We start from the raw sequence: 18,023 nt of genomic DNA, 5'->3' as shown, positions 1-18,023 counted from the left end.
GGAAGAGGGCATCGGGTCGCCGGCGTCGATCACGTAGCCCCCCGAGTGATCGGCGCCGGCGGCGCCCCGGCTTCCACGGGCGCCTCGGTCAGACCGGTGTTCCCGTTGACTGGTCGAGCGCCACGTCGCCTGCGAAGGCGGATCTTGCTTTCAGTGTCTCTTTCAGACGTGCCGCGGCGGCTGCCGTGATCTTTTCCGCGAGAACCGACCGGACACCATCGGTGCGAACCGAAACCCTGACGTACCTCCGGCCGTGCTCCGATGGAACACGCTCGAACCGGATCTCCTGGAGACTCGAGAGAAGGACATCGACCGGTGGAATTTCGCGCGGCACGACATGTCTTGGGGGCGTGTCGCGCTCGAACCAGGTCAGAGAATCTTCGTCCACCTCGAGAAAGCCGGACGTTCCCCTGAATCGAGTTTTGTGGAGAACGACGCCACAGACCACAGTCGCGAGCACGACTACAGGCGACAGCCAGACAGGCACGGAATCAGCGGATTGACGAAGGACGAACAACAAGACGATCAGCGCGTAGAGCCCCGCGAAACCGAGGATTCTCGCTCCTGGCATCCGGCCTGACCGGATCCTGACCGGCTCGTCCGCCGGCGAGGCTTCCACTCTCTGCGTGGCGGATACCCCATCCTTCCATCTCACCAGGCGCGACCCGGAACTTCCGCCGGGCCCGAAACCACTGCGCGAAAGTTCGCGCGAGCGCCAATGCACCAGGCCAGGGCAAAAACCTTCGATCGCTTCCGACGCCGACTCCGCCTCCTCCAACTCGATTTCCGGAGTCAGGAGGACACCGTGTTTCGAGGGCCGTCTGTACTCCTCGAGAAGCTTCTCCCTCGACGCCTCGCCGGCCAGGGCCAGGTGGACACTGATCCATCCCGGGCGCCCGCGTTCGTCGAACACGACAGAGCGCAAATCCTTCCACGGCAACACCAACGGTTCCGACGAATCGCCCTGCTGCCTGATCCCCGCTTCCGTGAGTTCGATCGTCCGTACATCGCCGGGTTTATCCGGCGCGAAAGCCCACCAAGCCGCAGCCGCCGTGAATCCGATTCCGAGCAGCACGATCGACAGAGCCGCGGCGAATCCCCAAAGATCGCCGCTCAGGCGCCCGTGGATGTAGAACATCCACACGCCGATCAACAGTGAGAAGAGACCGCTGAAGCCCAGCACGGTGGCTCCGGCGGGAGAGCGACGCTTCGGCTTCGGAGGTGCCTTGAGCCGGACGATGACCTGCTGCCCCTCTTCCCACGAGGCAACGGTTTCGGGTGCTTTTCGACGCCGAAGGCGGGCGAACACCCACAAGACGGAGACGAGCAGCGGAATCAGGGCAGCCAGTACTGCGAGGAAGTCGGCCGCCAGGATCACGAGCCCGGCCACATGCAGCAGGCGATAGGGATGAGCGACGTCGCGTTGCCAGTGATCGCCACTCCGCTGAACGCCGACCACATTCGTCCCATCGACCGGTGTCAGTTCGTCGGGATCGAATTCGACGACGCCGAGCGAATGGCCGTTCACCGTGACCTCGGCATCACACTCCCAGAAGTAGCCGAAGCCCTCAGAGGAAACGGGACCTCGGCGATCGCAGGTCTTGATCACCGCCGAAGCGTCGTCGACCGCCGTCTGTCCCGTGTTGTTCTCCGGCGTCCCCGCCAAGCGGAACATCGTCAGGCAGACGAAGAAGAGCAAAGGCCCGATCACCAGTGCGACCGCCACTGCCGTGGCGAGTACACCCGCGCCGGTCGCCTTCGTCCGGCTTGCCTTCTTCATTACAACGAACCGGAGATCCGCTGCTCGCCAGGCTGATCGAATACCGGCTCGACGCCGGCCTTGCGTACCGACGAAGCAGCCGTCCTTCCGCCACTGCTGCCGACCACTCCACTGTCCTTGGGCTCGATGGTGGTGTTCGTCTTGTCACGCTGCCTATCCAGGTCGCTCTGGTTGTTGTCACTGCCGACACCGACGTCGAGAACGCCTTTCACGGCTTCCTTGATCGCCGCGCCACCGAGGTCTGGGACGACTTCCTTGGCCATGTGGCTGAGCCCCTGCCCGACGCCCTTCGCGTACTTGCCGAATCCCTTCGCGATGGATTCCAGCGCCTCGCCCAGGAGCTTGAGAATGCTCTTGGCATTCGAAAAGGCCTTCATCAGGCGCTGAACCTGCCCCATCGCCTTACGCGCCTGCTTCACGGCGAATGGAACACCTTCACCGGCAAGGGCTCCGGGATAGCCGGGCGGTGGGTACCTGAGCAGAATGAAGATGATCTTGGCGAGGGTATCGGTGATGAGGTCGCGGATGAGTGTGCGGACGACGTCGAGGATCGTCTTGCAGATCTCCACGACCGCACCCGCGTTGCTCGCGGCGTCGGAAAGCGCACGATAGGTGTCCAGCTGTTCCTGGACGTACTCGCGGTACCGGTCCGCCACCTGACCGGTCCAGTCCATGGTGTTCTTACGGACCTCGTCCGTGAGTTCCTCCGCCATCTTCTGGACGTCTTTGCTGATGGTGGTCCACTTCTGCGCTTCGAGATCCAGCGCGTCCTGATCACCGGTGACATAGTCGAGCGGTTCCTTCAGAAAGTCGACATGCTCGATGACCCAGCCGAACCCCCAGCTCAAGAGAGATTCGAACGGGTTGCCGCCGGCGGCGATCATGCCGATGTCGACGCCCGCACTACCCAGACTGAGCAGGCCTTCCGTCCAGTCGCCGTGGACGAGCTTCTCGATGCCGCCGATGGTGTCCTGAATCGCGCCCGCACCCTCCAGGGCGCTGTCGACGACGTACTTCTCGGAGTCCGTTTCCTTCGTGGCGTCCTGGATGATCTGGTTCGAGCCCGGCTCAGCCATGCTTCACCTGCCCCGCACGATTGACCAGATCCTGGGCGGATTCATCGTCGACGCGGCGCGCCTGAGCCCACGCTCGGACCGTGTCCACATGGTGGTTTCCGGCATCGACAGCGGCCTTGAGAGCTTCGACCGCCTTGTCTGCGGCGGTGTTGCACCAGGCGTCGAGTTGCACGAGGTCGCCGATCAGACCGAAGTCCTCTGACTTGATCCGGCTCGTCTGGTCGGCGCTCAACGCGGTCTGAAGCAGCTCCAGAGTTTTCTCGACCTGCTTGGCGTGCTCGTCGATCCTCACCGGATCGACGTTGAAGCCCTGCTTACCTTGTGGCTGCCCCATTCTTTCCCTCCCTCAAGAACCCGCTCAGCGCAGGAAGTCGCCGCCGGTGAAGTAGTCGTCCTCGTGGTCCGTCTGCTGCCGGCGCGCGGCACGCGGCGGCGCGGGCGGGGCCGGGGGTGCGGGCGGCTTCGGGGCGGGAGGGGGCGGAGGCGCGTCGAGTTCGTCTTCGGCGACGAAGCGGTCGTCCTCGTCCGCCTCCTGGTGACCGCCCTCGACGTAACCCGTCGGTTCGGGTTCGGGGTACTCGTTGTGCAGCTGGTTGACCAGTTCGTTCATCGTTTCGGTGCCCGCGATGGACGGCACGCCGGTCTGCATCGCGCCCGCGAGCTTGCTCTGCGCGCTCTGGACGACGCGGAGGATCTCCTGCGCGAGCGCGGGGTTGTCCCGTACGGACGGGCCGATCTCCAGGCCCACCAGGTTCCCCGCGTGGTTGACCTTGACCGAGATCTGGCCGTCCTTGCTGCGTTCGGACACCGAGACGCTTTCGATCTCGGTGCGCATCTGATTCGCCTTCCGCTGGGCGTCGGCCAGTTTGGCCTCGAAATCAGCGAAGAGCTGCTCAGGGTTCGACACGCGAACCTCCCCTGTTCACGTCGTAGCCATTCGGCGACCGAGTGTGGCATACGCGTCTGACATCGGGGAACGTTTGGCGGACATCCGCACCCCGGTCGTGTGGATCACCACAGAGAACTCCGGTTTTCCCTACCGGATCCGACGGCTTACCCGATGTTCTCGCAGGTCAGTGGCCCCTAGCGTGCTAGGTATGACGATTTCGGACTGGAAACGCGCCGTCTATGCGCTTCTCGTGCTTCCGGGGTACCTCGGTGGCGCGAAGGTCCAGCGTGGACTGGCGCGGCGCTGGCTCGGGCAGGAAAGCGGGTCACGGCCGCGGTTCGTAGCGGCCTTCGGTCCGAGCGCGGTCGCGTTTCTGCTCGCCTTGCTGCTGTTCTATCTCGTCGGGCGTATCGCGACCTATGGGCTCTTCTGGACGGGGAGCGATCCCGAGGGCACGTGGGGCGGGCCGACGCTGGCGGGAGCGTGGATCGTGCACTTCCTCATCGCGGCCGGGATGGCCGTTCCGATCTTCCTGGCCCTCCGGCCGCTCACCAGGCTCCAAGCTCGCCTTCTCGGCTGAAACCCGCCTACCAGGTGTGATCGGCGCGGTATTGTGCGTGAGCGCACGACATCGACCGATTGGGCCGGGGAGGGCTTCGATGGGTTTGTTCGGGGACGTGTGGGCGGCGGCCACCGGCCTGCTCGGCAAGACCGGTGCCGGTGCGGTGGCCGGTTTCGCCGTGGGCGGGCCGGTCGGCGCGATCGTCGGCGGCATCGTCGCCTCGAACGCGAGTGACGGCTCCGGCGGGGTCGATCAAGGCGGTCTGACGCCCAAGCAGCTGCTCGAAGCCGTCGTGAACGGCCCTGGCACCGGCTCGCTGGAAGAGGCGCGCAGGGTCGGTGGTGAGCAAGCGCGGAACCAGACCCAGCTGCACGACGGGACCCGCGACGTGATGGCGGCGTTGGAGACCGCCTGGACCGGTGGAGCGGCGGACGCCGCGCGGGCGAAGCTTCAGCCGCTCGCCGACTCCTCCACGTCGGCGTCATCGAGCCTGGAGCGCAATTCGGGGCTGACGCAGACGCAGCTGGATCAGTTCGTGTCGCTGAAGAACTCGCTGAACCGCGAAGTCGCCGCCGACCCGCCGACCACGGGCACCTACGACGACGTGACGCCGTGGGACACCGACACCGAAGACAAGGTCAACCAGTACAACCAAAAAGCGCAGGCGAATCTCGAGCGCTACCACGCCTACAACGAGCAGTCCACCTCGAACAACGCCGGCCGAACCATCGACTACGGGCAGCTCGGCGCGTTCGACGGCGGCGATTTCAAGGTCGACGACAGCCGGCCCGGTCCTGGCGACGGCGGCAAAGTGCGCGGGTTCGACGGGCGCTCGGATTCCGGTGGCGACGGGTATCGGCCGCCTCCGGGCGGGGTCCAGCCGCCGCCACCACCGTCGGGGCCTCCGCCTGGCGGTCCCGAAACACCGAACCAACGGCCGTATGAGGTCCCAAGCCCGCAGCCCTCCGATCCGGGCTTCCGCCCTGGTCAGTACGACGACGGCACGCGGGCGGCGGGATACACGCCTCCGCAGCCATCGTCGTATCCGGGTTACCAGCCGCCGTCCTTCGGCCCCGGCACCGGCGGCGGTACCAACTTCGGCCCTGGTGGTGGCGGAAGTGGTTTCGGGCCGGGCTTCGGGCCTGGTGTAGGCGGCGGTTTCGGGCCCGGCTCGGGCTCGTCCGGCGGCCCGGGAAGCGGCTCGGCGCCTGGACCCGGTCGCGGCAGCGGGGCGATGCCTCCCGGTCAGCCCGGCCAGGTGGCCCGCCCCGGGATGCCCGGTGGTCCCGCCGGGGGCGCGGGCAGGCCTGGCGCACCGGGGATGGGCCCGATGGGCGCCGGTGCGGGCAAGGGCAAAGGCGGCGAAGACGAGGAACACAAGCGCGCTTCTTACCTGCAGGAAGCCGACCCTGACAGCGTCTTCGGCGGCACTGAGACAAAGCCGGTCCCGCCGGTGATCGGGCTCTGATCGTGTTCGAAGCACCTTTGTATCTGCCGAAGACCGTCCTGCTCACCGCGTGGGAATGGGAGCGCCTCGGCACTCCGCCCGCGGTGCTCGGCCCGGACCACCTGTGGCTCGCCGAGGACACCAAGAAGAAGCTCGACGACGCCGTGCTCGACACCCTCACCGAGCTGAAGCTGGCCTCCGGAGGCGCCCTGACCAGGGAGTTCCGCGACCTCCTCCGCGTGCTGGCCACCGGCCCGCTCCGGTTCACCGCCTGGCTCGGCGACATCGAGTCGGACGAGACCGGGAACATCCTCGTGTCGGCGTCCGGCCAGGACGCGGTCCGGGTGATCCGCCAGGACGAGAAGGTCCGTATCGACGTCATCGACCCCGGTTACGGCGCCGAATCGCTGGTCGACATGTTGCCCCCGGTCGAAGCGGCCCGGATCGACCCGGTCAAGATCCCGAAATCCCGCTTCTCGGGGCAGCCGGTCTACGAGGATTCGTACGATCTAGAGGACCCGACCGAAGAGCCCGAATACGACCCGTTGCCTTCGGCGCGAGAGCTGATGGCGGCGAAACGAACCGGCGTGCACCAGCTCTACGCGGCCAACAACGGCACCAGGAGCACTCCGCTGACCGTGGTCGACACCGCAAATGCCGGACGCGTCCTCACCTACGTGCTGCCCGGCGAGGACGGCGAACCGCTGGTCAGCTTCGAACCGGGGCGCCGGGATGTCCTCGTTGACGTCCTCTACGCGACCCTGCACGGACTGAAGTAAGGGGATTTCGATGACTTCGTTCTTCGGGGACGTCTGGTTCCGGAACAGTGACGACGTCGTGGGCGGTGGAGCGGCACCGGCCGGTGGCCAGGGCTTCACCATGAGCGGCGACGAGATGCGGGGCTTGCTCAAGAAATGCCAAGTCCAACGCGACTTCATCCGTGAGCAGTTCGAAGCTGCAAGAAAGTTGTCGCAGGTCGCGCCACCAGGCGATGAACCAGCAAGCAGGCACGCGGTAAACGGCCCGAACGGTGTCAACGAAACCGGGCGATTCTATGAAGGGCATCTACGATTCCAGGAGAAGTACTTCACGGAACTCATCCTCCGACTGGAAAAAGCACTGGGACTGACCGAGGAAGCCGACCGGCAAGCAGCCGACGCGACCAAGAAAAGCGGGACAATCGATTGACCTCACGACACCAGCTGGCCGCCTTCGCGTTGGTGGCCACCGGCACCCTGCTCCTGTCGGCTTGCGACGGCGACCGCACCAATCCAGGAACGCCGACACCAGGCGCATCTGCCTCGTCATCAAGCGCGGGTGTCCCGAACAACGGAGCACCCGCTGTCCAGAACCCACTGCCGGCCAAGGTCCTCGACGGAAGCCCCTGTGACAGCGCACTGACTCCTCAGCAACTCGAAACTTTCATCGGCGAACCGAGCCCTGGCAAGCCCAGCACCGACGCACTCGGCGCAGCCTGTAGGTGGAGCTCCGCATCCGGCAGCGGCGCAGGATTCACGATCAGTTACCAGACCAAATCCGATCAGGGAATCAGCCTCCCCTACAAGAACGTGAAACCGAATGCGGCTCGCTGGGTCGAACTCGAACCCATCGACGGTTATCCGGCGATCGGCTACACAAACATCCAGGACGACAACGGCTGCGCCGTCGTGGTCGGAGTCTCCGATCAACTCGCCTACTCGGTCTCCCTTTCCCTTGGCGACAAGGCGGCTCAGCAGGGCAAGGACGGCTGCGCCCTCGGCCGCGATGTGGCCTCCGAAGTCCTGAAGAACCTCAAGGGGAGGGCGTAAGCCGCGCATAGACGGCCTCCGCGCCTTTGGCCAGGTTTTCGCGGGTGGTGGCCGGATCGGTTTTCGCGGCGATGAGACTGATCCGCACCATCGAGCGCCCGCTCGGGAACAGGACCTGGCCGCCGTCGGCGCCGAAGTGACCGCAACTGGCCTCGCTGATCGGGCGGGACAAGGCCTCGCCGCGTTCGAGAGCGCACTGCTCGCGAACGGCGGCGATGGCGGCGGCCGGGTCCGGCACGGACAGCACGGTCTGGCTCACGGAGACGTTCGGCGCGATTCCCTCCGAAAGGTCCACCTGACCGGCACGATCGCAGCGCATTTCGATCGTGTTGTACTTCGAGCCGGGGTTTTCGCTCAAACTGAACAGATCCCGCTGCAGACCGTCGGTCGGCCGTGCGGTGATCGTGGTGAAGACCTCCGCCGGGAAGGCGGAGCAAGGGTCGGCGACGAGGTCGTAAGGCGCGGGATAGCTCCGCACGGGCATGGACCGCGGCCCTTGGGCGACGTTGCGGCGGATGCCGTCGAGCAGCTTGGCCAAGGTGGCTTCGGGGTCGGGGAGCTTCGTGAAGCCGGAAATGCCGAGTTCCAGGATGTTGTAGTCAGTCTGGAGGCTCACCCTGATGTCGTCGGTCCCTCGGCGAGTACCGACCTTCAGGACAGCGTCCCGCCAATCCATCCGCAGCGAAAAGCGCGAGTGCAGGACGTTCAGGTTCACGCTCGTGCCGGGCAGCTCCGGTGCGCCGGACACGCTGACGCTGCCACCGCAGGTACTCACCCACGAGCCCGTTCCGGCGAGCTCCGGGCGGTCTCCGTCGGTGGTGCTCAGGCGATCGCCGCCCTGGAGGACACCGTCCTTCAACTCCATCCCAGCGCCGGCCAGGACCTCGGAGGTGAGGACCGCGCACGCGTTGTGGACGAATCCGCCCTGGAAGGTCGCGGGTGGTTCGGCGCTGGGGGTCTCCTTCAGCAGGAAGCGTTGTGGCGGAGGAGGGGCGGCGGTGTCGGCGGGGCCGGATCGAGGCAGGCAAGCCGCGCCGAGCAAGGCGGGCACGACCAGCAGAAGTACGCGTTTCATCAAGCTGGAACGCTACGAGTTGCCGTCGCGGAAGCCAGCCCACTCCGGAGTGGTCCATTTGCCGCCGATCCCGTACTGACCACCTAGAATGCGCGGATGACCAACACCGGCCGCAGGGGTCGCGAGCGGGCCGCGACCGATCAGGACATCCGCCGGACGGCGCGGGCGCTCCTGGTCGAGCAGGGGCCGGAGGCCGTGACCCTGCGGGCGATCGCGCGCGAGCTCGGCATCACGGCGCCGGCGTTGTACCGCTACTACGGTTCCCGCGACGATCTGGTCGAGCATCTTCGCGCGGACGTCGTCGCGGATCTGGCGGCCGGGCTCGCCGAGGACATCGCGCAGCTGCCGGACGAGGGCGCGCTGCAGCTTTTCGCGATCTGCAAGGGATTTCGGCGCTGGGCGCTCGCGCACACCAAGGAGTTCACGCTGGTCTTCGCCTCACCCGCGGGCGACGACACGTTGAGCAGGCTGGGTGAGCCGTTCGGGCGGATCTTCCTCGCGGCGGCGGGCCGGGTGCTCGCGATGCACGATCTGGTGACGCCGTCGAACGACGTGGTCCCGGCCGAGCTGCGCGACGATCTCACGTCCTTCCAAGAAGAACTGCTCGCCGTGCTGAAGGAGTCCGGGGCGACGTTCCCGCTCGAAAAGCTCGACCTCGGCGTGACGTACCTGATGATCCAGTTCTGGGCCCGGCTCTACGGGCACGTCACGCTCGAGGTCTTCGGCAACTATCCGATCCCGTTCTCGAAACCGGACGTCCTCTTCGACGCGATGCTGGCCGATCTCGCGCGCGAGATCGGCCTGTCCACCGAGTAGCTACGCCGCGTGCCCGCCGTCGACCGAGACGGTCGAGCCGGTCACGTACTTGCTTTCCGGCCGGGCCAGGAACGACACGGTGGCGGCGACCTCCGACGGCGAACCGTAGCGGTCGAACGCCGTCAGGCTCCTCTGGTCGGCGGCGTAGGGGCCGTCGGCCGGGTTCATGTCGGTGTCGGTCGGGCCGGGGTGGACGATGTTCACGGTGATGCCGCGCGGCCCCAGTTCCCTGGCGAGGCCCTTGGTCATGCCCAGCAGCGCGGTCTTGCTCACCGCGTACAGCGACATCCCGGGGCCGGGAACGCGGTCCGAGACGCAGCTGCCGATGGTGATCACGCGTCCGCCGTCGCCGAGGTGCCGGGCCGCGGCCTGGGTGGCCACGTAGACACCACGGACGTTGACCGCGAGCACGCGGTCGATGTCCTCCAGGCTCGTCTGGTCGAGCGGGCCGACGAAGCCGACGCCCCCGTTGTTGACCAGCACGTCGAGCCTGCCGAATTCGGCGACCGCCGTGTCGACCGCGGAGACCACGGCCGCGGCGTCGGCGCTGTCGGCCTGGATCGCCAGCGCGCGGCGACCGAGGGCCTTGATCTTGTCCACGACGCCGGCCGCGAGTTCGGCGTTGTTCTGATAGGTGAGCGCGATGTCGGCGCCGTCCTCGGCGAGCCGGATCGCCGTGGCGGCACCGATCCCGCGGCTGCCGCCGGTCACCAAAGCCACCTTGCCGTCGAGGGTCATGCGGTGTTCTCCGTTCGATTTCGTTGTCCTTGAACAACTCCATCGAATCGCCTCATGACCCTCGACGCTGGCGCAAATCGGCCACGGCGCTACAGCACGATGTTGACCAACCGTCCCGGCACGACGATCACCTTGCGCGGGGTGCCGTCGCCGACCAGCGCGGCGACCTTCTCGTCGGCCAGCGCGGCCGCCTGCACGGCGTCCTTGCCCGCGTCGGCGGGCACGGTGACGCGGGAACGCACCTTGCCGTTGACCTGGATCGGATACTCCACGGAGTCCTCGACCAGGTACTTCTCGTCGACGACCGGGAACGGCCCGTGCACCAGGGAATCCGCGTGGCCCAGGCGCTTCCACAGCTCCTCGGCCAGGTGCGGGGCCAGCGGCGCCAGCATCAGCACCAGGGGCTCCACCAGCTCGCGCGGAGTCGCCTCGGCGCCGCCGTAGACCTTGGTGACGTGGTTGTTCAGCTCGATCAGCTTCGCGCCCGCCGTGTTGAACCGCAGTTCCGCGTAGTCCTCGCGGACCCCGGCGATCACCTTGTGCAGCTGCTTGCGATCGGCGTCCGTGGCGTCCACTGTGGACACACGCAGCTCGCCGGTCTCCTCGTTGACGACCAGGCGCCACAGGCGCTGCAGGAACCGCTGCGCGCCGACGACGTCCTTGGTCGCCCACGGCCGCGAGACGTCCAGCGGGCCCATCGACATCTCGTAGAAACGGAAGGTGTCGGCGCCGTAGTCGGCGGCCATCTGGTCAGGCGTCACGACATTCTTCAGGCTCTTGCCCATTTTGCCGTATTCCTGCTTGACCTCTTCTTCGCCGAAGAAGAACTTGCCGTCCCGCTCCACGACCTGGTCGGCCTGGACGTGCACACCGCGGGCATCGGTGTACGCGTACGCCTGCACGTAGCCCTGGTTGAACAGCTTCCGGTACGGCTCCCTGGACGACACGTGGCCCAGGTCGAACAGCACCTTGTGCCAGAACCGCGAGTACAGCAGGTGCAGCACGGCGTGCTCGACTCCGCCGACGTACAGATCCGTGCCGCCGGGGTCGTCGACGCCGTGTTCGGCGGGCCGCGGCCCGACCCAGTACGCCTCGTTCTCCGGCGCGACGAACACGTCCTGGTTGGTCGGGTCCAGGTACCGCAGCTGGTACCAGCAGGAACCCGCCCAGTTCGGCATGGTGTTGATGTCGCGGCGGTAGGTCTTCTTGCCCTCGCCCAGATCCAGCTCGACCTCGACCCAGTCGGTGGCGCGGGCCAGCGGCGAGGACGGCGTGCTGTCCTTGTCCTCCGGGTCGAACGTCACCGGCGAGTAGTCGGCGACCTCGGGCAGCTCGACCGGCAGCATGCTTTCCGGCAGCGCGTGGACGTGGCCGTCCTCGTCGTAGACCACCGGGAACGGCTCGCCCCAGTAGCGCTGGCGCGAGAACAGCCAGTCGCGCAGCTTGTACTGGACGGTGCCGCGGCCGTGCTCGTTCTCCTCCAGCCAGCCGATCATCGTCTTCTTGGCCTCGTCGACGCCCATGCCGTCCAGGAAGCCCGAGTTGATCGCCGGTCCGTCGCCGGTGAACGCCTTGCCGTCGAACCCTTCCGTCGGCTGAACCGTGCGGATGATCTCCAGGCCGAATTTCTCGGCGAACTCCCAGTCGCGGGTGTCCTGGCCGGGGACGGCCATGATCGCGCCCGTGCCGTAGCCCATCAGGACGTAGTCGGCGACGAAGACCGGGATCTCCTTGCCGTCGGCCGGATTCACCGCGTAGGAGCCGGTGAAGACGCCGGTCTTCTCCTTGTTCTCCTGGCGGTCCAATTCGGACTTACGCGAAGCGGCGGCGCGGTATTCGGCGATGGCTTCGGCCGGGGTGGCGGCGTCGCCGGTCCAGCCGGCGTCGACGCCTTCCGGCCACGTGGCGGCGGTCAATTCGTCGACCAGCGGGTGCTCGGGCGCGACCACCAGGTACGTGGCGCCGAACAGGGTGTCCGGCCGGGTGGTGAAGACCTCGATCTTCTTGTCGCCGGACGCGAACGAGACCCGCGCGCCGTGCGAACGGCCGATCCAGTTGCGCTGCATGGACTTGACCTTCTCCGGCCAGTCCAGCAGGTCCAGGTCGTCGACCAGGCGATCGGCGTAGGCGGTGATCCGCATCATCCACTGCCGCAGATTGCGCCGGAACACCGGGAAGTTGCCGCGTTCACTGCGGCCGTCGGCGGTGACCTCTTCGTTCGACAGCACCGTGCCCAGGCCGGGGCACCAGTTCACCGGCGCCTCGGAGAAATAGACCAGCCGGTGCGTGTCGATGATCTCCAGCTGCTCGGCGCGGGTCAGCTCGCACCAGTTGCGGCCGTCGGGCGTCCGGCGCTTGTCCTGGGCGTACTCGGTCTCCAGCTCGACGATCGGCCGGGCCTTGCCCGCCTTCTCGTCGTACCAGGAGTTGAAGATCTGCAGGAAGATCCACTGGGTCCACTTGTAGTAGTCCGGGTCGATCGTCGAAATCCGGCGACGCTCGTCGTGCCCCAGCCCCAGGCGCCGGATCTGGCGCAGGTAGGTCTCCATGTTCTCTTCGGTCGTCTTGCGCGGGTGCTGCCCGGTCTGCACCGCGTACTGCTCGGCGGGCAGGCCGAAGGCGTCGAAGCCCATCGTGTGCAGCACGTTGCGGCCGATCATGCGGTGGTACCGCGCGAAGACGTCGGTCGCGATGAAGCCCAGCGGGTGCCCGACGTGCAGGCCGGAGCCCGACGGGTACGGGAACATGTCCTGGACGAACAGCTTGTCCGACGGGACCTCACCGCTCTCGTCCGCGAGCGGGCCCACCGGGTTCGGTGCGTGGTAGGTGCCGTGGTCGGACCAGTAGTCCTGCCAACGCTGCTCGATCTGGCCCGCCAGCTCCGCGGTATAGCGGTGCTGAGGGGCCGCGTCGGCGCCTTCGCTCGCCTGGTTCATCGCCGAAATCCTCCGTGCTCATCCACGTCAAGCCACTCCAGAAACAACTCGACCCCTCAGCCCGGAGGGCATGAGGGTCGCCGCGCTGGTCCCGGCCGTTGGACCGAGTTCAGCGCGGCAGGCTAAGGAGCAGCCGAGCCGTGTTCATGGGTCCAGTTTAACGCCCAGGTCAAAGGCGTTCCGAGGGGACCGCCAGAGCGATGAACTGGGTCACCTGGGTCGCGGAGAAGTTGTTGTCGCTGACCAGGACCAGGCTGCGCTCCCCGTTCGGGAGGCGCGGGCCCCAGGTCATGCCCTCGACGTTGTCCACCGTGGACAGTTCGAAGTCCGCGAGGTCCGCGAGCAGCCGCTTCTTGACCGGCTTGACCTTCTTCGCGTCGGCCAGCGAGGGCGTCTTCAGGATGTTCGTGGCGCCCTTGGTGTCGATCTCGTAGATGCGGATCTTGTTGCCGACGCCGGTGACGAACGACCGCTCCATCACCAGGTAGCGGGTCGGATCGGCCTGGTCGACGGCCAGCAGCGACGAGATGCCGGTGGTCGCGAACGCGCCGGGCGGGTTCGGCGACGCGAAGACCTTCTCCTGCGGGTACGCGTACTGCGCGAGGACCGGCCCGAACCGCGACTGCACGGTGATCCGCGAAAGGGCGCCCGACGTGGTGTTCGCCTCCGGGCCGTCCTGGAGCAGCGGGCCCTCGACCGAGCTGGCGACCAGCGACCCGAAGCCCGCGAAGGTGAGGCCTTCGAGGGCGAGGTTCTGCCGCGGCCCCGCCGTCTCGGCCATCTTCTCGTTGGCGGGAATCGGCAGGTCACGGACGTAGGAGCCGTCGCGTCCCGCCTCGCGGATCGACGGGTCGATCCTGGCCGCGGCCGACCGCTCGCCCTCTTGCGACCAGACGTACTGGCCGGTCCAGGGGTCGACGCGCAGCTCTTCGGGGTCGATGGTCTGCATGTTCGGCGGCTGCGCGGGGTCGTTCTTCGCGAGCGGCGGATACGGCGTGCCGTCGGGACGCAGGAGCGGCTTGGTGCCGGTGAAGGTCACCGGGCCGAGGCCCTTGGCGTCGAGGGAGAACTTCGCGGTGTAGAAGCGTGCCGGGTTGAGGGCGGAGCGGTCGTCGCAGATCAGCGCGTACTCGCCGGTGCGGGGGTCGTAGTCGATGCTGGACAGGCCGCCGACGACGGTGCCTTCGTAGGGCAGGGCGTTCGGGACGATCTGTTCCCCGATCAGGCGAAGCGGACGGTGACCCGCTTCGGCGGCCGGTGCGGCCATCAGGGTGAGGGGGACGGCCCCGATCAGGGCGAGAGTGAGAGCACGGCGTGACATGGCCTGTAGCACAGTCGATCAGGGTATCCGGCAGGTTGCCGGGACGTCACGCTTATCCTCGTGGAGTGTTCGTCATAGCGCTGGTCCCGATCGTGCTGGGTGTCCTCGTCGGCTGGGGTGGGTTCCTCGGCCTGCGTGAGAAGCTGCCGCGTGACCGCGGCGCCGGCGTGCGCACCGCCGCCACGATGCGCAGCGAAGACGCCTTCCGGCTCGGCAACAAGGTCGCCGGGGTCCCGACGCTGGCGGGCGGCGTGATCGCCGTGCTCGCGGGGATCGCCGCGCTGGTCATGCCGACGACCTTCGGGCTGCTGCTCGCCTCGTTCGTGGGCGTGGTCGGGCTGATCGCCCTGGTCGCGGCCGGGGGAGTGCTCGGCAACCGCGCCGCCGCGACGGTGCCGGAGCCCGAACCGGAGCGGCCCGCCGGCTGCAGTGGCTGCGCCTGCGGCACCTGCGGCGTCTTCAAGAAGGCCGACACCGCCACCGCCTAATTACGCTGCAGGTCTCCCGGATGGGTGGCCAGCAGCGCCAGCGGAATGCCCTGACGCCGTAGCACCTGGCCCCAGAGGTCGTGGTGCGGCGAAGCGAGGACGTCGCTGGGCAACGCCGGGACGATCACCCAGTCGTCGCGTTCGATCTCGTTCGCCAGCTGGCCGGAATCCCAGCCCGCGTAGCCGGCGAAGACCCGCACTCCGCGGACCTTCGGCACCAGGATCTCGGGATCGGTGTCGAGGTCGACCAGCGCGACCGGGCCGCGGACGGCGATCACGCCGGGCACGCTCGACGCCGTCTCGCCGGTCCGCAGCGCGGCCAGGCACAACGCGGTCTTCTTCTCGACCGGTCCGCCGACGAACACCGACTGCGGCTCGGCGACGTGCCCGCCCCAGTTCGGGAGCACGTCGTACACCGGCACGTCACTCGGCCGGTTGAGCACGACGCCGAGCGTTCCCTCGTCCCGGTGATCGATGACGAACACGACGGTTCGCCGGAAGTTGGGATCGAACATCGTGGGGGCGGCGACCAGGAGCGTTCCCGGTTCGACCTCGGCGTCCGCTGGCACGTCCGCCATGATCCCACTTCGAGCGGAGACAAATCGTCCGGCTCTGGGAACAACAGCATCACGAGCACCGTTGGACACAACGGTCGGTGCGCTTTCCGTGTCCCCCGGGCTCACTGAAGAACCGCCTTTGTGGAATACCGTCCGGCTGGAGCCACACTGCGCATAGCCGCCGAGAGGCGACCTCAAAGCGCATCGGCCACCTTTAATAGGCTGCTCCCGTGACGACCACCGCCACGGCGCCCACCAGGGCGTTCGTCCGCGACCGTGACTTCCTCCGACTACTGTTCACGCGATTCTCCGCGCACTGGGGCAACGGCATGTACCAGGCCGGGCTGGCCGGTGCCGTCCTCTTCAACCCCGAACGCGCCGCCGACGCGCTCGCCATGGCCGGCGGGTTCGCCGCGTTGCTGCTGCCGTACTCGATCGTCGGCCCGTTCGCGGGCGCGCTCCTCGACCGCTGGGACCGCCGGAAGGTCTTGATCTTCGCGAGCCTCCTGCGGTCGGCCACCATCCTCGCGACGGCCGTCGCCGTGGGCACGGGCGCGGCCGGGATCGGGCTGTTCTCCCTGGCGCTGGCGTCCGAAGGCGTCTCGCGGTTCATCGGCTCGGGGCTGTCCGCGTCGCTTCCGCATGTCGTCGAAGAGAAGTCCGTGGTGGCCGCGAACGCCTTCGCGGCCACTTGGGGTTCGGTGCTCGCCGTCGTCGGGGGCGGCTGCGCGATCGGCCTCCGGGCGCTGACCGGCGCGGACGACGCCGGTTCCGCCTCGGTCACCGCCGTCGCCGCGCTGGGCGGGATCGGCGCCGCCGTCCTCGCCGCCGGATTCACGCGCGGGCTGCTCGGGCCGTCGACGGTCGACGAGCCGTCGAACCCGGCCCTCGCCGTCGCCCGAGGCCTGGCCGACGGCGCGAAGGCGGCCTGGCGCACGCCCAGCGTCACGGCCGGGTTCGTCGCGCTGTTCGCCCATCGCGCGTCGTACGGCATCTCGCTGCTGGTGACCGTCCTGCTGATGCGCAACCATTTCGCCGCCGGAATGACGGGGCTGGGGCAGATGGCGGCGTTCGCCGGTGCCGGGATCCTCGTCGCCGGACTGCTGACCGCCCGGCTGATCAAGCGGTTCGGCAGGGTCCGCGTCGTGGTGGGGGCGCTGGTGCTGGCGGCGGTCGCGCAGTCGGCGCTCGGGCTGCCGATGGCGATCCCCACCGCGTTGCTCGCGGCGTTCCTGGTGACCGGGGCCGGGCAGGTGCTGAAACTCTGCGTCGATTCCTCGGTGCAGCTCGACGTCGCCGACGAAGCGAGGGGCCGGGTCTTCGCGCTCTACGACACGCTTTTCAACATCACCCAGGTCGTCGCGGTCTCGCTGGCCGCGACGGTGATCCCGGCCGACGGCCGCTCGCCGGGGCTGCTCCTCACGGCGACCGTGCTCTACCTGGCGGGAGCCGCCGGTCATCTGCTCGCCGGGCGAAAACGCCAGATCCGGTGATATGGGGCGGGCGTTGGCATTAGGGTGACGCTTACCGACACCGGGTGGCGTATGCCCGGGATCCAGCACTAGCGGGGGCTCAAGTGACGACGGCCGGCGACGACAGCGCACGCCTCGAAGCGCGTAATGCCGCCATGAAGGACCAGGTCGACACGCTGCTCGAACAGTTCGAGCGCCAGACGGCCCAGCTACGGGACGCGCAGGAAGCCGCTTCGCAGACATCGGCGACGGTGGTCTCGCAGGACGGCCTCGTCCGCGCCACCATCGACGCGACCGGCACCCTCGCCAAACTCGAGATCCAGCCGAACGCCTTCGAGCGCACCAACCCCGCGCAGCTGGCCAATACCGTGCTGACCCTGGTCCGTCAGGGATCGCTGCAGGTCAAGCAGCAGGTCGCCGAGCTGATGGCCCCGATCACCGAAGGGCTGCCGGATCTGTCGGACCTCATCGAAGGCGCGCCTTCGCTCCAAGGGCTGATGCCGGCGATCCCGGACTTCCTCGCGGCCGAGGAGGAAGAGGCACCGGCGAAGTCCGACGAAGACTTCGACGCCCCGCTGATGATCAAGGACGACGCCCCGCCTCCTCCGCCACCGCCTGCTCCGCCGGCACCGCCGACGCCGAAACCGGTTCCGAAACGGGTGCGCCAGCAGGACGACGATGAGGAAGAGCCGCCTTCGAGCTGGCTGACCAGGGGGGTCTGATGCCGAACGGTGGGGGCGGCGGCGGATTCACCGCGGATCCGGACGCGGTGAAGTCGGCCGCGGCCAAACTGGGGATCGCCGCGGACCAGCTGGACGAGGCGGGCAAGGAACTGCTGGCCGCGATGAACTCGCTCGGCCAGTGCTGGGGCAACGACGACGCGGGCAAGGAGTTCGCGAAGGACTACGAGCCGGGCGCGCAGGGCTCGTCCGAGGGGTTCGCGAACATCGTCGAGGCGCTGCGGGGCATGCAGCACAACGTCGAACGGTCGATGACCGCGTTCACGAACGCCGAGGAAGAGATCAAGTCGACGCTGGACAAGAAGGTCTAGCGCCGTG

19 protein-coding genes are annotated in these 18,023 nt (G+C 67.7%); 10 read left to right on the top strand and 9 right to left on the bottom strand.

What is annotated here, in order from left to right:
• Positions 1-88: 88 nt before the first annotated feature.
• Genes MJQ72_RS42120 through MJQ72_RS42105 form a run of 4 tightly spaced genes read right to left on the bottom strand, consistent with a single transcriptional unit; the run spans position 89 to position 3,763 of the window.
• Positions 89-1,780 (bottom strand): DUF6346 domain-containing protein, encoded by a 1,692-nt coding sequence (locus MJQ72_RS42120; RefSeq protein WP_240596411.1) that lies wholly within the window; start codon positions 1,778-1,780, stop codon positions 89-91.
• Positions 1,780-2,856: a WXG100 family type VII secretion target gene (locus MJQ72_RS42115; RefSeq protein WP_240596410.1), complete on the bottom strand. Its 1,077-nt coding sequence runs from the start codon at positions 2,854-2,856 to the stop codon at positions 1,780-1,782. The genes MJQ72_RS42120 and MJQ72_RS42115 overlap by 1 nt, the downstream gene beginning before the upstream one ends.
• Positions 2,849-3,190, bottom strand: a complete 342-nt coding sequence (locus tag MJQ72_RS42110) for a hypothetical protein (protein ID WP_072029392.1) — start codon at positions 3,188-3,190, stop codon at positions 2,849-2,851. Before MJQ72_RS42110 ends, MJQ72_RS42115 begins: the two co-directional genes overlap by 8 nt.
• A gap of 24 nt (positions 3,191-3,214) precedes the next feature.
• Entirely contained in the window at positions 3,215-3,763 is a 549-nt protein-coding gene (locus MJQ72_RS42105; protein ID WP_240596409.1) for a YbaB/EbfC family nucleoid-associated protein, read from the bottom strand.
• A 190-nt stretch (positions 3,764-3,953) separates the two neighbouring features.
• Here MJQ72_RS42105 and MJQ72_RS42100 point away from each other — a divergent pair, with 190 nt between their 5' ends.
• The 5 genes from MJQ72_RS42100 to MJQ72_RS42080 all read left to right on the top strand — a co-directional run bounded on the left by MJQ72_RS42100 (position 3,954) and on the right by MJQ72_RS42080 (position 7,562).
• Positions 3,954-4,325: a hypothetical protein gene (locus MJQ72_RS42100; RefSeq protein WP_240596408.1), complete on the top strand. Its 372-nt coding sequence runs from the start codon at positions 3,954-3,956 to the stop codon at positions 4,323-4,325.
• 79 nt (positions 4,326-4,404) lie between these two features.
• On the top strand, positions 4,405-5,775 hold the full coding sequence (locus MJQ72_RS42095; protein ID WP_240596407.1) for a hypothetical protein: 1,371 nt from the start codon (positions 4,405-4,407) through the stop codon (positions 5,773-5,775).
• Between the two features lie 2 nt (positions 5,776-5,777).
• Positions 5,778-6,533, top strand: a complete 756-nt coding sequence (locus tag MJQ72_RS42090) for an ESX secretion-associated protein EspG (protein WP_240596406.1) — start codon at positions 5,778-5,780, stop codon at positions 6,531-6,533.
• A gap of 10 nt (positions 6,534-6,543) precedes the next feature.
• Positions 6,544-6,942 carry a hypothetical protein gene (locus MJQ72_RS42085; RefSeq protein WP_240596405.1) on the top strand — a complete coding sequence of 133 codons (399 nt, stop codon included), beginning with the start codon at positions 6,544-6,546 and terminating at the stop codon, positions 6,940-6,942.
• 32 nt (positions 6,943-6,974) lie between these two features.
• Entirely contained in the window at positions 6,975-7,562 is a 588-nt protein-coding gene (locus MJQ72_RS42080) for a DUF3558 domain-containing protein (RefSeq protein WP_240596404.1), read from the top strand.
• On the opposite strand, the gene MJQ72_RS42075 is transcribed toward MJQ72_RS42080, so the two are convergent.
• Positions 7,546-8,637 carry a hypothetical protein gene (locus tag MJQ72_RS42075; RefSeq protein ID WP_240596403.1) on the bottom strand — a complete coding sequence of 364 codons (1,092 nt, stop codon included), beginning with the start codon at positions 8,635-8,637 and terminating at the stop codon, positions 7,546-7,548. The two genes, MJQ72_RS42080 and MJQ72_RS42075, sit on opposite strands and share 17 nt — an antisense overlap.
• A 96-nt stretch (positions 8,638-8,733) precedes the next feature.
• Here MJQ72_RS42075 and MJQ72_RS42070 point away from each other — a divergent pair, with 96 nt between their 5' ends.
• Positions 8,734-9,453, top strand: coding sequence for a TetR/AcrR family transcriptional regulator (locus MJQ72_RS42070; protein ID WP_016338322.1), 720 nt, complete (start codon positions 8,734-8,736; stop codon positions 9,451-9,453).
• Here MJQ72_RS42070 and MJQ72_RS42065 read toward each other — a convergent pair whose 3' ends face one another.
• From MJQ72_RS42065 to MJQ72_RS42055, 3 genes are all read right to left on the bottom strand, one after another.
• Positions 9,454-10,191 (bottom strand): SDR family oxidoreductase, encoded by a 738-nt coding sequence (locus MJQ72_RS42065; RefSeq protein WP_240596402.1) that lies wholly within the window; start codon positions 10,189-10,191, stop codon positions 9,454-9,456.
• Positions 10,192-10,280: 89 nt separating this feature from the next.
• Positions 10,281-13,127 (bottom strand): leucine--tRNA ligase, encoded by a 2,847-nt coding sequence (leuS, locus tag MJQ72_RS42060; RefSeq protein ID WP_240596401.1) that lies wholly within the window; start codon positions 13,125-13,127, stop codon positions 10,281-10,283.
• A gap of 169 nt (positions 13,128-13,296) precedes the next feature.
• Positions 13,297-14,448, bottom strand: a complete 1,152-nt coding sequence (locus tag MJQ72_RS42055; protein WP_240596400.1) for an esterase-like activity of phytase family protein — start codon at positions 14,446-14,448, stop codon at positions 13,297-13,299.
• 65 nt (positions 14,449-14,513) lie between these two features.
• On the opposite strand from MJQ72_RS42055, the gene MJQ72_RS42050 reads away from it, so the two are divergent.
• Complete coding sequence (locus tag MJQ72_RS42050) at positions 14,514-14,936, top strand: SdpI family protein (RefSeq protein ID WP_240596399.1); 423 nt, start codon at positions 14,514-14,516, stop codon at positions 14,934-14,936.
• Here the strand turns inward: MJQ72_RS42050 and MJQ72_RS42045 are convergent.
• Positions 14,933-15,514, bottom strand: coding sequence for a YqgE/AlgH family protein (locus MJQ72_RS42045; RefSeq protein WP_007032276.1), 582 nt, complete (start codon positions 15,512-15,514; stop codon positions 14,933-14,935). The two genes, MJQ72_RS42050 and MJQ72_RS42045, sit on opposite strands and share 4 nt — an antisense overlap.
• A 209-nt stretch (positions 15,515-15,723) precedes the next feature.
• On the opposite strand from MJQ72_RS42045, the gene MJQ72_RS42040 reads away from it, so the two are divergent.
• The 3 genes from MJQ72_RS42040 (at position 15,724) to MJQ72_RS42030 (ending at position 18,016) form a co-directional block, all read left to right on the top strand.
• Complete coding sequence (locus MJQ72_RS42040; RefSeq protein ID WP_240596398.1) at positions 15,724-16,986, top strand: MFS transporter; 1,263 nt, start codon at positions 15,724-15,726, stop codon at positions 16,984-16,986.
• Positions 16,987-17,069: 83 nt separating this feature from the next.
• Positions 17,070-17,687: a YbaB/EbfC family nucleoid-associated protein gene (locus MJQ72_RS42035; protein ID WP_240596397.1), complete on the top strand. Its 618-nt coding sequence runs from the start codon at positions 17,070-17,072 to the stop codon at positions 17,685-17,687.
• Positions 17,687-18,016: a WXG100 family type VII secretion target gene (locus tag MJQ72_RS42030; protein WP_240596396.1), complete on the top strand. Its 330-nt coding sequence runs from the start codon at positions 17,687-17,689 to the stop codon at positions 18,014-18,016. Before MJQ72_RS42035 ends, MJQ72_RS42030 begins: the two co-directional genes overlap by 1 nt.
• Positions 18,017-18,023: the final 7 nt, after the last annotated feature.

The sequence above is a fragment of the Amycolatopsis sp. EV170708-02-1 genome, assembly GCF_022479115.1.
Taxonomy (GTDB): Bacteria; Actinomycetota; Actinomycetes; order Mycobacteriales; family Pseudonocardiaceae; genus Amycolatopsis.
This window is presented reverse-complemented; position numbering and strand designations above follow the sequence as displayed.